This is a genomic window from Solirubrobacter deserti (assembly GCF_027587175.1).
In the GTDB taxonomy this organism is placed as follows: Bacteria; Actinomycetota; Thermoleophilia; order Solirubrobacterales; family Solirubrobacteraceae; genus Solirubrobacter; species Solirubrobacter deserti.
The window spans coordinates 122952-138131 of record NZ_JAPCID010000010.1; the positions used below are offsets into that span (position 1 = coordinate 122952).

The 15180-nt window shown below is 73.0% G+C and carries 6 protein-coding genes; all 6 read left to right on the forward strand.

Annotated features, from left to right (window positions below; all coding sequences use genetic code 11):
- The first annotated feature begins 25 nt into the window (after window positions 1–25).
- The gene (locus OJ962_RS09035) at window positions 26–2557 is read left to right on the forward strand and encodes an ATP-binding protein (RefSeq protein WP_270006298.1); all 2532 of its coding nucleotides are present in this window, start codon (window positions 26–28) and stop codon (window positions 2555–2557) included.
- Between the two features lie 58 nt (window positions 2558–2615).
- Window positions 2616–3068 carry a PGPGW domain-containing protein gene (locus OJ962_RS09040; RefSeq protein WP_202957242.1) on the forward strand — a complete coding sequence of 151 codons (453 nt, stop codon included), beginning with the start codon at window positions 2616–2618 and terminating at the stop codon, window positions 3066–3068.
- Window positions 3069–3391: 323 nt separating this feature from the next.
- On the forward strand, window positions 3392–6880 hold the full coding sequence (locus OJ962_RS09045) for a Calx-beta domain-containing protein (protein WP_202957241.1): 3489 nt from the start codon (window positions 3392–3394) through the stop codon (window positions 6878–6880).
- 8 nt (window positions 6881–6888) lie between these two features.
- On the forward strand, window positions 6889–9726 hold the full coding sequence (locus OJ962_RS09050; RefSeq protein WP_202957240.1) for a hypothetical protein: 2838 nt from the start codon (window positions 6889–6891) through the stop codon (window positions 9724–9726).
- Window positions 9723–12680 carry a hypothetical protein gene (locus OJ962_RS09055; RefSeq protein WP_202957239.1) on the forward strand — a complete coding sequence of 986 codons (2958 nt, stop codon included), beginning with the start codon at window positions 9723–9725 and terminating at the stop codon, window positions 12678–12680. Before OJ962_RS09050 ends, OJ962_RS09055 begins: the two co-directional genes overlap by 4 nt.
- Window positions 12680–15178 (forward strand): esterase/lipase family protein, encoded by a 2499-nt coding sequence (locus OJ962_RS09060; RefSeq protein ID WP_202957238.1) that lies wholly within the window; start codon window positions 12680–12682, stop codon window positions 15176–15178. Before OJ962_RS09055 ends, OJ962_RS09060 begins: the two co-directional genes overlap by 1 nt.
- The last annotated feature ends 2 nt before the right edge of the window (window positions 15179–15180 follow it).

The following is a 15180-nucleotide window of genomic DNA, read 5'->3' on the forward strand; positions in this document are numbered from 1 at the left end:
CGGGGCCATGAGACGATTGCGTCTCGTGGCCCCGGCATTGTTGGAACGTGACGCACCGCTCGGCGCGCTGTTGGGCGCGCTGAGCCGTGCACAGGCCGGGCACGGCTCGACCGCGCTGATCTCGGGCGAGGCGGGGATCGGCAAGACGTCGCTCGTGCGAGCGTTCGTCGGGGAGGCCCGGGCGCGCCTGCTGTGGGCCGCGTGCGACGACCTCGTCACGCCGCGGACGCTCGGCCCCCTGTGGGACGCGGCTCCGTCCGGCGGGCCGCTGGAGGCCGCGTTGCTCGAAGGTCGCGAGGTGTTCGGCGCGCTGATGGCCGAGCTCGCGGTCGAGCGGCCGACGGTGCTGGTGATCGAGGACGCGCACTGGGCCGACGACGCGACGATCGACGTGCTGGGCTACGCCGCGCGGCGAATGAGTTCGCTGGGCGCGCTGCTGGTGCTGACCGTGCGGGACGAGGGGCTGGTCGCCGGGCACCCGCTGCACCGGTTGCTGGGCGTGCTCGCGGGGGAGAGCGTGCACCGGCTCGAGCTCTCGCCGCTGTCGCGCGACGCGGTCGTGCGGCTCGTGAACGGCACGGGCCGCGACGCCGACGCGGTGCATTCGCTCACGCGCGGGAACCCGTTCTTCGTCGCGGAGGCGCTGGCGGCGGCGCCGGGCGAAGTGCCGGCGAGCGTCAAGGACGCGGTGCTCGCGCGGCTCGACGGCGTGTCGCCCGCGTGCCGGGAGGCGATCGAGCGGCTGAGCGTGATCCCGTCCGCGTTCCCCTCGACGCTGCTCGGCGTGCCGCTGGGCGTGCTGGCCGAGGCCGAGCGGGCCGGGCTGGTGGAGGCGCGCGAGGCCGGGATCGCGTTCCGGCACGAGCTCGCGCGGCGGGCGGTCGAGCAGTCGCTGCCCGAGCTGCGGCGGCGGCTGCTCAACGCGGAGGTGGTCGGCGCGTTGCGACTCGCCGGAGTGAGCGATCGCGCGCGGCTGCTGCACCACGCGGTCGCGGCGGGGGACGTCGCGACGCTGCTCGCCGAAGGGCCGGAGGCGGCGCGCGAGGCGGCGCGCGCCGGCTCGCACCGGCAGGCGCTGGCGCACTATGAGGCGGTCATCGAGCACCTGGCCGGGCTGGAGGAGCGGGCGCGGGCCGACGTGCTGCACGGCTACGCGTGGGAGCTTTACAACGCGGCGCGGTTCATCGAGGCCGTCGAGGCCGGTCGCGCGGCGCTGGGCCTGTACGAGACGTTGGGCGATCCCGAGGCGCTCGGGTTGTGCCTGGCGCGCCTGTCGCGGCTGCTGCTGATGGCGGGCGAGACCGACGAGGCGTTCGCGGCGGCCGAGCGGTCCGTCCGGCTGCTCGGCGACCACGCCGGGGCGGTCCTGTACCTGGGCGCGATCTACGCGCTGACCGCGCAGGCGTCGGAGGCGATGCCCGTGCTCGAGCGCGCGGACCGGCTCGCGGTGCAGAGCGGGCGGGCCGACCTGGCGGCGCTGTGCCTGAACTACCTCGCGATGGCGCGCGTGGAGGCGGGGGAGATCGACGCCGGCCTGGAGACGATGCGCTCCAGCATCGCGCTGGCCCGCGCGGGCGAGCACTTCGAGGCGCTCGCCCGCGGCTACGTGAACCACGTCGAGCTGCTCGCGCGCGTGGGCCGCTTCGACGAGCTGGTCGCGGAGATCGACGCCGGACTCGAGTTCACCCGCGACCACGGCTTCTGGTCGCACGCCTACAACCTCGACGTGCACCGCATGGTGCTGCTGCTGCGCCGGGGCGAGTGGGACGCGGCGGAGGCGGGCCTGCGCGAGCTGGTGTCCGCCGCCGGCGGGGACACGGGGTACCTGTACGCCTACTCCGTGCCCTGGCTCGGCCGGTTGCTGGCGCGGCGGGGCGACCCCTCGGCCGCGGCGCTGCTGAGGGAGGCATGGGAACGCGCGAAACGGGCGCGCACGCTGGTGGGCGTCGCCTACGCGGGCCTGGCCCGGGCCGAGTGGGCCTGGCTGGCCGAGGACGCCGCGGCCGCGCGCGAGGTCGCCGACGAGCTGCTCCCGCGCCTGTCGCACCCCGGTGGCGCCTGGTTCCGTGGCGAGCTCCTGCGCTACCTCACCCGGGCCGGCGTCCAGATCCCCAGCGCGACGGACGTGCCCGCGGCGTGGGCGGCCGGCCTCGCCGGGGAGTGGCGGACCGCCGCCTCGCTCTGGCGTCGCGCCGGCGATCCGTACGAGTGCGCGCTCGAGCTCGCGTTGAGCGGCGAACCGGACGCGATCGCGGAGGGTCTCGAAATCCTCGACCGGCTCGGCGCCACGCCGGCCGCCGAGCTCGCCCGCGCCGGCCTGCGCGAGCGCGGCGCGCGGGTCCCGCGCGGGCCCAACGCGGCCACGCGGGGCAACCCCGCCGGGCTCACCGAGCGCCAGCTGGCCGTGCTCGCGCTCGTGCGCGAAGGCCTCACCAACGCCGAGATCGCCGAGCAGCTCGTGCTCTCGGTGCGGACGGTCGACCACCACGTGGCGGCGATCCTGTCCAAGCTCGGGGTCAAGTCCCGCCACGAGGCCGCGGCGATCGAGCTCGACTAGCGGCGCTCGCGCGCGCCATGTCCGACGGCGCTCCTCGATCGTTGGGTAGGTCTTGACCATGCCCGTCTCACCTCAGCCCGTCCAGAAGCGTCGCCGCGACCGGGGCTCCGCCGCCGCCGACGGCCTCGGACAGCCGGCTGAAGTGCCGAAGGGCGGGTGGCGCGACCGCGTGCGCTCGAAGCCGGGCGTCGGTCAGGCCTACCGCGTCGGCGTGTTCGTGCTCGGGCTGCTGTGCATCATCGCGGGCTTCGCGCTGGCGGTCCTTCCGGGGCCGTTGACGATTCCGCCGGTGCTGCTCGGACTGTGGATCTGGTCGACCGAGTTTCGCTTCGCCCGGCGGTTCTTCGACTCCTTCAAGGACAAGGCCCAGAACGCATGGGACCACGCCAAACAGCACCCGGCCAGCTCGGCCGCGATCACCGTCGGCGGTCTCGCGGCGGCCGGCGTGGCGATGTGGGCCGTCGCGCACTTCGACCTGGTGGCCAAGGGCAAGGACACCATCGGTCTCTGACGGGCCCTCCGGTCGGCGGGCCACAGCGCGCCGGGGACCCCTCGGTGTGTCACACGGGCGCGGCTACCGCGAAGTCCTGAGTGATGCGTGAACCGAGAACCGACGAGGACCTGGTTCGCGGCGGTGCTGGTCGACATCGACCGGTATGACCCCGCGCGGGAGCACGCTGCACGAGTTCACGTTCACGCCTAACGCTCAACTCGAGCGTCAGGCATGACGGAGTGCGGGTAGAGGTACCCGCACCCCAACGGGTTCGGTGAGGCAATTACTGGGGTGGTCCTCCATTGCCCCGTCCGGCGGCGTGAGCGAGGTTGGCTGCAGACATGGCCAAGCTCCTTCGCTCACTCGCCGCCGGGCTCGTCCTGGCGGCTCTGATCCCGGCCGTCGCGCATGGTGCTGCGCGGCCTGGTCCATTGATCTACGCCACGGATGGCGGGCAACTCGTCTCACTGCCGCCGACGCCGAACGCCACCCCCTTCCCGATTCTCGAGACGGGCGCCTACAAGCACGCGACCCCCGACGTGTCGCCGGACGGCAAGACCGTCCTGTTCGTCGCGTCCGACTACCGCATCGCCCGCATCCCGATCGCGGGCGGCGAGCCCGAGACGCTCTACCGCCCGACGGGCGACGTCTCCTACACCGACACTCCGGTGTGGCGGCCGGACGGCAAGGCCTACGCCTTCGTCCGCTTCACCGGCACGCGCCACGAGATCGTGGTCCGCACGCTCAGCAACGAGCAGTCGGAGATCCCGTTCCCGAGCGGCGGTTACGGCGCGCGCCTCGCGTGGAACCCGAACGGCGCCGAGCTGGCCGTCTCCTGGACCCAGGGCTCGGACGAGCGCATGTCGCTGGTCGACGTCGACAGCGGTGTCTTCAGCCCGCTGCGCCCGCAGGACCAGAGCAACCAGTACATCACCAACACCGACCCGGACTTCTCCCCGGACGGCAAGTCGGTCGTGTTCCGCCAGTTCGAGTACCGGCCGGAGACCACGGACGGCATCTACCGCATCCGCACGATGCCGGTCGAGGCCGGCGGCCTGCCGGATCGCGTAGTCGCGGCGACTCAAGGCGAGTACCCGCGCGGCCCGGTGTTCTCGCCGGACGGCAAGCGGATCGCCTACCTGCAGTCCGGCAGCCGTCCGGGCGAGGGCACCCCGGGCACGGACACGATCGTCGTGGGCGTCGACGGCTCGGGCAGCACGGTCCTCCAGCGCACCTACAGCCCGGAGTCGCCGGCGACGGCGGCGCTGGACTGGGCGAGCGCCTCCGAGCCGTCCAGCGAGGGCCGCGTCTTCTTCCAGCGTGGAGGCCAGATCTTCCGTGTCAACGCCGACGGCAGCGGGGAGACGCCGCTCGCCGCCGGCGACGAGGTGTCCGTGTCGGCCGACGGCACGCGCATCGCCTACGTCGTCGACGGCGACGTCTACACGGCCACGCCGAGCGGCCTGGGCACGCGCCGCGTGACCACGACCGGCGCGCAGGAGTGGTACCCGGCGATGAGCCCGGACGGCACCAAGGTCGCGTTCTCGCGCGTCGACGAGTTCGGCAGCTGGAACCTGTGGACCGCGAACGCCGACGGCTCCGGCGGCGAGCAGCTGGTCGCCATGACCGGCGGACGCAACCAGGACGCCGCGTGGTCGCCGGACGGCACGCGGATCGCGTTCGCGTCGGTCGGCCGCGGTGCCCCGGCCCTGCGGATCGTCAACGCGGACGGCACCGACGAGACCGACCTGCGCACTCCCGGCCGCTACCCCGCATGGTCGCCCGACGGCGAGCAGCTGCTCTACACGGACGCGGCCAGCGACTACACGGCGCAGATCTTCGCGACGACGCCGTCGATCGGAGGTCTGCGCCGGCAGCTGACCACGGATCCCCGCGGCGCCCGCCGCGCGTCCTTCGCGCCGGACGGCAGCGCGTTCGTCTACCAGAGCGACGGCGGCGGCCTGTTCAAGGCCTTCGTGGACGGCACCGGCGTGACCCGGCTCACGAGCGACAGCGACCAGGAGCCCGCCTGGGGCCCGCTGCCGCAGCCGCCCAAGGCCACGCTCGCTCACCTGACCGTCGGCGAGGGCGCCTCGGCGACCGCCACGGTCACGCTCAACAAGGTCTCCGAGGAGGACGCCGTCGTCCGCGTCGTCTCCACGCCCGGGACCGCGACGGCGGACGACTTCCCGGCGATCGACCGTGAGGTCACCGTCCCGGCGGGCCAGCTGACCGCGACCTTCACCGTCGCCACCACGCAGGACACCACGGACGAGCCGGACGAGACGTTCCAGCTCGCGCTGACCGCCGTGAGCAACGCCACCGCCGGTCCCGCGGCGACCGTGACGGTCACCGACGACGACGCACCGCCGGCCCTCACCGTCACCGACGTGGGGATGGACGAGGGCGACCTCGGCTTCACCGATGCGACCTTCACCGTGCGGCTCAGCGCGCCGTCGGGCTGGACCGTGATCGCGCGCGCCGCGACCGTGAACGGCACCGCCGCCGCGCCGGGCGACTTCACCGCGGTCGACCAGACGCTGGTGTTCGAGCCGGGCGAGATCGTCAAGGAGGTCCGCGTCCGGGTCTTCGGCGACACCCAGCGCGAGCCCGACGAGGCGTTCGAACTCGCGTTCGACCAGCTCGAGCACGTGACCGGCCCGGCCCGCGCCGCCCGCGGCACGCTGCGCAACGACGACACCGACGGCGAGCTGCCCGACACCCGGATCGAGCGCGGCCCGGACGGCCTGGGCAACGAGCCGGCGCCGACGTTCACGTTCATCGGTTCGGTCCCGAACGGAAGCTTCGAGTGCCGGATCGACGGCGGCGCCTGGTACGCGTGCACGACCCCGCACCGCACCCGCACGGTGATCGACGGTGAGCACCGCTTCGAGGTGCGCGCGCTCGACGGCGCCCTGGTCGACCCGGAGCCGGCGCGGCGGACGTTCACGGTCGACACCGCCGCGCCGTCGACCATGATCGTGTCCGGCCCCAACGCGCTGACCAGCGATCGCAACCCGGTGTTCGTGCTCGCGTCCGACGACGGCGACGCGACTTTCGAGTGCCGCCTCGACAGCAACGACTGGGGGCCGTGCGCCCCCTACGCGAACCTCGCGGACGGTGCGTATCGCTTCGCCGCCCGCGCCCGCGACCGCGCCGGCAACGTCGACGACACGCCCGCTACGCGGGCGTTCACGATCGACACGCTCGCGCCGGACACGGTGTTCACCGCGACACTGGCGTCCGCGCCGGTGCCGCCGGCCGGCATGGGCACGTCGACGTTCGCGGTCAGCGCGACCGGCGTCGCGTCGATGGGCGTCTCCTGCCCGGCGGACGCGCCGAGCGCGTGCGAGGGCCAGCTGGCGATCGACCGCGAGAGCGGGCGCGCGATGGCGGCGGCCGCGATCCCGCTCGCGTCCACGCGCTACTCGGTGGCACCCGGCCAGACCAAGCAGGTCGCGGTCACGCTGCCGGACGCCGCGCGCTGGGTGATCGAGCGCGAGGGCAAGATGGCCGCGGTCGTGCGGCTGGAGCCGCGCCGCGGCACCGCGACGCGACGCCCCGTCACGTTCAGGGCGTCGGCCAACCAGCCACGCTTCCTTGACGCGGGGCTCGACGTGAAGGTGTCCAAGGGCGTCGCGAAGCTGCGCGTGCGCTGCGCGAAGCCGTGCAAGGGGACGCTCACCGTCTCCGTCAAGGGCAAGCGGGTCGGCAAGGCCGCCATCCGCAACGGCGCCGTCAAGGTCCGCGTGAGCAAGCGCGGCACCGCGGTCGTCAAGTTCAAGACCAAGCGGGTCCCCGTGACCCTGATCTCCGGAGGGAACCGATGATCGTGGCCATGCTGGCCGCCCTGGCGCTCGCTGGGCCGAGCGGCCCGACGAACGACAACACGCCCACGTTCACGTGGGAAGGCACCGGCGCGACCTGTGCGGTCGACGGCGCCGACCCCACCCCGTGCAGCTCGCCGGTGACCCTCCCGCCGCTCGTCGACGGCCCGCACAGCTTCGAGGTGACCGCGGGTGGCGAGCGCGAGGCGCGCACGTTCCGGGTCGACACCGTCGCCCCGGAGCTCACGGTCGACGGCCCGAGCTTCACCGCCGAGGACGGCGCGGACACCACGTGCGCGGTCGGTGACGCGCCCGCCACGCCGTGCACGTCGCCGTGGAGCCCGAACCTCCCGAACGGCTCGCACGCGCTGCACGTGACCGCCACCGACGCGGCCGGCAACGCGACCACCCGCACGCGGATGGTGCAGGTCAGCGTCAGCGACCCGGAGACGACGATCACCGCCGGGCCGAGCGGCGACACCGAGGACGCCCAGCCGCTGTTCGCGTTCGCGGGCGGCGCGTCCTACGTCTGCACGCTCGACGGCGTCGCGGTGGAGTGCGGCCCGAGCTTCCAGACGCCCGCGCTGAACGCCGGCGAGCACACGCTCACGGTCGCCGCGCGCGACGCCGCCGGCAACGTCGACCCGACGCCCGCGCAGCGCACGTTCCGCGTGGTCGCGTGCCAGACCGGCGTGACGCTCGGCGCGGTCAAGATCGCCGCCAAGTGCCTGGCCGACGACGGCACAGGCACGCTCGTCACCTCCGGCGCCATCAAGCTCAACGGCATCACGCTCAACCCGGAGCGCCAGGTGCGGATCACGCCCGAGACGCGCCGCATCCGCATCCCGGGCGTGCAGCTCAAGCTCGGCACGATCGTGCTCTTCCGCGGCAACCTGGACTTCACCGTCCCCGCGGAGGCCAAGTTCCGCCTGGCCACGATCGACCTCACCAACCACACGCGCACGGACGAAGGCGGCGACTCCGAGGCCGCGCTCGACCTCGAGGGCTCCGACGACTCCAACGTCGCCGGCTTCCCGCTCAAGGGCCTGGCCACGCTCGACCTCGACAACGGCGCCACCGTCCTGGACGCGAACATCGAGCTGCCGGAGGTCTTCACCGACGCCGAGGGCAAGGGCCTGACCGGCCACCTGAAGCTGAGCGCGGACAACGAGCAGGGCGTGCGGCTGGACGAGGCCAAGGTCACGGCGCCGCTGGCATTCATCGGCAAGCTGGAGCTGCACGACCTGTTCGTGTCCTTCACCGACAAGGGCACCGGCCCGGTCTCGTCGACCTGCAACACCGAGACGCCAGGCCTGCGCTGGGAGGGCGGCGCGTCGGCGATCGTCGTCCCGGTCCCGGGCAACCTGCGCCTGGAGGACGTCGGCGTGGGCTTCGCCGACGGCGCGCTCTCGCACGCCGAGGCGACCTGGAAGCCGAGCGGCGACGGCGCCGCGCTGGGCGGCGGCGTGAAGGTCCAGAAGCTGTCCGTGTCGCTGTGCACGGGCCCGCCGCTGGTGCTCGCCGGCCGCGCGGCGCTGACCGCGCTCCCCGGCGCCGACGGCAAGCCGCGCCTGACGATCCCGGACGCCGGCCTGAAGTTCACGGCCGGTGACCCGTGGACCATTCGCGCCGAGGCGCCGCTGGCCAACCTCAACCTCGGCACCCCGATGGAGTTCAAGGACCTGTACGTGGCGGTCAACTCCGCGGGCGGCGTCGACTTCGGCGGCGGCGTGAGCTTCGCGCTCGATCTGAAGGGCAACGTCGTCGTCGGTGACCTCGAGGCCGCGCTCAGGGTCGACGCGTCGCTGAAGGGCTTCTTCGAGGGCTCGAAGTTCAATGCGGACCTGAAGGCGACCGGCTGCTTCGGCGGCACGCTGACGGTCGGCGCGCCGATCCCGTTCTCCGACATCTGCCCGCAGGTGGACGGCGTGATCTCGTCCACCGGCATCGCGGTCTGCGGCGGGCTGGTCGTCGGCGGCCACAACCTCGGGCGCATCGGCGCCGGCCTCAAGTGGGGCGGCCCGCTGGAGTTCATGGGCTCCGCGTGCGACGTCGGTCGCTGGCGCGTCGAGAAGAGTGCCGGCGCGGCCGCGATGGGTGAGCGCACGGTGCGCGTGCCGGCCGGCGAGCGCGCGGTGCTCGTGGCGGTCGAGGGCGCCGACCGCGCGCCGCAGGTGACGCTGAGCGGCCGCGGCACGTCGGTGACGACCGCGGCACAGCCGACCGGCACGACGAAGACCGCGACGGCGGCGTCGTTCTCGAGCACCGCGCAGCGCACGACGTACATCGCGCTGCGCGCGCCGCGCGGTGGGCGCTACACGGTGCGCTCGAGCGAGCCGATCCGCAGCGTGAGCGCGGCGCCGCTGCTGGCGCCCGCGAAGGTGCGCGGGGCGCTGCGCGACGGCGTGCTCCGCTACCGCACCGACCAGCCCGTGAAGCTGATCGAGCGCGGGCGCGGCGTCAACCGCGTGCTCGGCACGGTCACCGGCAAGGGCCTGATGCGCTTCACACCGGCGACCGGCCGCGGCGGGACCCGCCGCATCGAGGCGATCGTCGAGCGCAACGGCGAGCGCCGCACGCTCGCGACCTACACCGCGAAGGGCCGCGCCAAGCCGGCGAAGCCGTCGAAGGTGTCCGTCAAGCACAACGTCATCCGCTGGAGCGGCAAGTCCCAGCGCTACGGCGTCCGCGTCTCGGTCTCGGACGGCCGCGACCTCTTCTTCCTCACCCGCGGGCGCACGCTGCGCGTCCCCGGGATCGACCGCCGCGCGGTGAGCGTGCGCGTCGTCGGCCTGCGCGCCGACAACACGCACGGCCCGGCCGGCACGGCACGGAGCCCGAAGCGATGAAGCGCCTTTCCATCCTCCCCATCATCCTCACCTGCGTTGTCCTGACCTTGCTCGTGTTCGTCGGCACGGCCTTGGCCGCCGATACGACGCTGTCCGGCAACGGCCCGACGTTCACGTTCGCCTCCACCGAGCCCGGCGCGACGTTCGAGTGCGCGGTCGACGGCGGCGCCTGGGCGGCGTGCGCCTCGCCGCACACGGTGCGCGTGGCCGACGGCCCGCACACGTTCAGCGTGCGCGCCCTCGACGCCGCGGGCAACGCCGACGCGACGCCCGCGACCAAGGCGTTCGACGTCGACACCTCCGGCCTCGAGACCGTCATCAACGCCGGCCCCGAAGGGCTGACCAACGACCCGACGCCCAGCTACGGCTTCGGCTCCGAGAGCACCGGCGCGACGTTCGAGTGCCGGGTGAGCAGCGAGTGGGCGCCGTGCGTGTCCCCGTTCAAGCTGCCCCGCCTGGCGAGCGGCAGCTACGTGTTCGAGGTCCGCGCCGTCGTGGGCGCGCGCAAGGACGGCTCGCCCGCCCGCCGCGCGTTCACGGTCGACGCCGACGCGCCGGAGACCACGCTCACCGGCGGCCCCGCCGAAGGCGAGACCACGAACCTGCGCTCGCCCGTGTTCACCTACGCGAGCGAGCCGGGCGCGAGCTTCGAGTGCCGCGTAGACCCGGTCACCAAGGCCGACGTCGAGCTCGTCGCCTGGGGCGCGTGCGGCGCGATCGCCCCGCTCAAGGGCGGCCCGCACACGTTCCAGGTCCGCGCCGTGGATGCCGCCGGCAACCCCGATCCCACGCCCGCCACGCGCGCGTTCAAGGTCCGCGCGTGCGAGCAGATCGTGCGCATCGGCCTCGCCGAGGTGCGCGGAACGTGCGTCGAGGGCGACGGCGAGACGTACACCTCGACCGCGGCCGTCACGGTCAACGGCCTGCCGATCCCCGTGCCCGCGGGTGCGAGGTTCACGATCACCGAGGACAAGCTCTCGGTCACCAACGTCACGCTCGCCGTCGCGGGCATCGAGCTCTACAAGGGCAACCTGAACCTGGCGCTGCCCAAGGGCAAGCAGGGCGAGGAGAAGGACGTCACGTCCTTCCCGGTCGCCGGCAAGAAGCTGTTCGGCATGCAGATCGGCGGCAAGGCCACGCTGCGCTTCGGCTGGCGGGCGAACTCCGACCAGCGCTACGCGGTACTCGCACTGAACGTCGCGCTGCCGGACATCTTCAAGACCGGCACGGCCGCCAACGCGACCGCGGTCACGGGTGACGTCGCGATCCGCATGGACGCCGTCAACGGCGTCCAGCTCGACGGCCTGAAGGTCGACGTCGGCAACGCGTACATCGGCCCGCTCGTGGTCGAGAAGCTGTGCCTCTCCTACCTAAAGGCGGGCGCGACGTTCGTCGCCGGCTGCCAGGCGCCGACCGTCGGCGGCAAGGCCGGCGAGCCGTTCATCCAGTGCGCCGTCGACACCCAGGTGGACCGCTGGGACGGCTCGCTGGCGATCGTACTGCCGACCGCGTCCAAGACCCGCATCGGCATGTGGGGCGGGCTCTCCGGCGGCCAGTTCGGTCACGCGGGCGCGTTCGTAGATCGGCTCGGCACCGCGGTGCCGCTCGCGCCGGGCGTCTTCCTGGACCGCGTCGCGCTGGGCGTGTGCGTGAACCCGCCGCCGCTGAAGGTCAAGGGCGAGGTCGGCATCGGCTTCGGCCCCGACTTCAACGGCGCCAAGGCGATCGGTCTCAACGGCTGGTTCCAGTACACGGGCGGCACGCCGTGGCTGATCGAGGCGGGCGGGTCGCTGAGCGTGTTCGGCACCCAGATGGCCGACGCGACCTTCGCCTACGAGTCCTCCGGGATGGTCAAGTTCGGCTTCCACGCGGGCTTCAACTTCGGCAAGGCCGCGACGTTCGACGGCCGCGTCGACGGGTGGGTCCAGACGGGCACGCCGAACTTCAACGTCGAGGGCACCGTGGCGGTCTGCAACAAGACGCTCGGCTGCTTGAACGCCAACGCGGTCGTCTCGAACATCGGCGTCGCGGGCTGCGCGGGCATCGACACGTGGCTCGGCAAGATCAACGTGGGAGCGGGCTACACGTTCCGCACCAAGGAGGTCTCCGTGATGCTCGCGGGCTGCGACATCGGCCCGTTCCGTGCGCGCGCCGCGCAGGTGTCCGGCACCACGTTCGAGGTCCGGCGCAAGTCCCCCGCGGTGGTCGTGCGCGTGCGCGGTGAGGGCGGCGTGCCGAAGGTCGCGCTCGTCGGCCCGGACGGGCGCCGCGTCACCAGCGACGTGCCCGACGGGCAGGGCTTCAAGAACGGCGAGTACATGATCATGAGCGACGAGGACCGCGGCGCGGTGTCCGTGCTGGTCGCGAGCCCCGCCGCGGGTGAGTGGACGGTCGAGCCGCTGCCGGGCTCGGTGCCCGTGGCGGGCGTCGACGTCGCCGACACGCGGCCCGAGACCAAGGTCAAGGCGAAGGTCGTCGGCAAGCGCGAGCTGCGGTACGAGTACACGCCGCAGCCGGGCGAGCGCGTCACGTTCGTCGAGCGCGGTCTGCACACCGCCCGCGCCCTCGGCACGGCGCGGGCCGGCAAGCACACGCTGCGCTTCACGCCGGGCGCCGGCGGTGCCGGCGTGCGCAACGTGATCGCGCAGGTCACGCAGGACGGCCGGCCGCGCGAGAACGTCAAGGTCGCGTCCTTCGTCGCTCCCGCCGACCGCCTGCCGGCGCGGCCGAAGGTCAAGGTCAAGCGGCGCGGCCAGTTCGTCCGCATCAGCTGGACGAGCACCGCCGACCGCGTCGACATCACCTACCGGACGGCAGCCGGAGCGTCCAAGCTCGTCGCCGGCCGCAAGCCGCGCGGGGCGATCCGCGTCCGCGCGACCCAGATGACCGTCAGCGTCCGCGGCCTGCGCGCCGACGGGCGCAGCGGCAAGCCCACGACCCGGAAGGTCAAGTGATGAAGCGCGCACTGATGCTCGCGTTGACGGCGTTCGCGGTCGCCGCCCCGGCGGCGCACGCCCGGACGGACGACTTCGCCAAGCCCGTGCTGATGGTGCCCGGGCCGGAGAAGCCCTCCTGCAGCCAGTTCGACGACATGAAGAAGATCTTCCGGGCGTTCTCGACGACCGTGAAGGGCCAGACGGTCAAGCTGGAGGGCAAGCTGATCGTGCTCGGCCTCACCGCGGGCCAGGCGGGGTGCGACCGGTCGATCGCCGCGCCGTCCGGCGCCTCGATCGAAACGCTCGGCGACGAGCTGGCGGCGTGGATCACCAAGAACCACGGCAGCGAGTCCGTCGACGTGGTCGGGTACGGCCAGGGCGGCCTGATCGTGCGGGCGGCGCTCTCGCGCCACCCGGAGCTCAAGATCGAGGACGCGGTCACGCTCGGCACGCCGCACGCCGGCTCGACCCTGCACCGCAACCCGCAGGGCGACGGCGGCACGGACTGGTCCGTGATCGGCTCGCGGACGGACACCGAGGTGCCGGCCGAGTCCGCCGTCGACATGGACGCCGCGCACAAGACGCTCTACGTGCGCGACCAGTCACACGCCCAGCTCCTCATCGACGGCTACAAGGTCCGGAACGCGTGGATCGACTACGCGCACGACGGGGGCGAGTTCAAGCGCTCGACGGGCGCGCCGCGCCCGGTGCTGCGGGTGGCCGAGGACCTCGTCTTCGGCAGCGACGCGGCGACCGGCCGCACGTGCGGGTACGCCGCCACCAACCCGGAGGAGTGCGGCGTCACCCCGATCATCCTGCTGCCCGGCTTCGGGGCGTCCGAGCTGGTCTGCGGGCCGGCGGACAACCCGACCGACCTGTGGCCGGGCGCCATCACGCCGAGCAACGGCGACCGCTTCGTGACCATGGCGCTCAACGAGCGCGGCGACGGGCCGGAGACGCACAACGCGTGCACGGACAGCATCCGCCCGACCGGCAACGCGCTGGGACACATCTTCGGCTTCAAGAACATCCACTTCCTCTCAGCCGGGTGGATCCAGGAGATGGGCGGCAAGCACGGCTACGTCTTCGGCTGGGACTTCCGCCTCGGCCCGGACAAGACCATCGCGCGCCTGGACAAGTACATCGACGAGGTGCTCGCGCGCCACGCCGCGACGAAGGTCGCCATCGTCAGCCACTCCTACGGCGGCCTGCTCACGCGCTGGTACGTCGACGACGCCGACCGGGCCAAGAAGATCGCGCGCGTCGCCAACTTCGGCTCCCCGTACTGGGGCGCGCCCAAGGCCTGGTTCGCGGTCGCCTACGGCTACGAGACGCCGCTGCACGAGATCTCCGACGACATCGTCGCCAACGACAACTTCCGCCACTGGACGCGCAACCTGACCGGCATGTACTACCTGATCCCGCCGCAGGCGTGGTTCGACCATGTCCCAGGCCGGGCGAGCACGTGGCTGGAGGTCAACGACTGGGCGATGCCGGACGCCAAGGGGGCGGCGCGGGCGTTCGGCGAGGCGGGCGGCAACCAGAAGCTCGCGCTGGAGGTCGCCGCCAAGCACGCCAAGCACATCGACGGCTTCAAGACGCACAACGGCGCCATCGACTGGCGCATCTTCGTGGGCTCGGGCAAGCCGACGATGGGGCACGTGCGGGCGTTCACGTCGACCGGCGTGGACCCGCAGTACTCGTGGGTCAACGGCGACGGCACCGTGCCGCTGATCTCCCAGCGCCAGGCGTACAAGACCGGCAGCAAGCAGATGGGTGACCAGGTCAAGACCTACAACTTCTGCGGCGTCGGGCACATGGGCGAGATGGAGGACCGGGCGATCCAGAACGCCGTCGCCCCGTTCGTGACCACGGGCGCGGATCCGATCAAGGACCAGCAGACGCTCCGTGACCAGCCGTGCGACCTCGACGCGAGCGAGTTCAAGCTCGAAGGCGAGGAGGACGAGACGTCGGTGAAGATCTCGGAGGCCTTCGAGGCCGGCGCGAAGGCGAGCCGCGTGCGCGCCCGAGCGGCGGCGGCCACGGAGATGACGCTGGTCGAGGCCGAGCAGGCGGGTCTGGTGGACGTGATCCGCGGCCCGCGCACGCTGCAGTTCGTGACGACCACGTCCAAGCCGCTGTCGGTGAGCCTGGCCGGCGCGGGCGCCGTGACCGTCACGCCGATCACGGGCGACGGCCAGGAGGGCAAGGCGCGCGTGTACGACCTGGGCGCGACGCCGATCGCGATCGACGCCGACGGGGCGAAGACGGCCTCGGCCGCTCCGTCACGCCCGGCGGACACTCGCGCCCCGAAGACCACCGCGACGATCAAGCGCGGCAAGCTGCGCGTGAAAACCAAGGACGCCTCGGGCGTGCAGGTCACCCTCGTGCAGGTCGGCAAGGCGCGGCCGAAGGTCTACAAGCGCGCGCTGCGCGTAGGCGCACGGGCGAAGGTCCGCGTGTGGTCGGTCGACACGGCCGGCAACACCGAGCGCAAACGGCTCGTCCGGCGGTGACG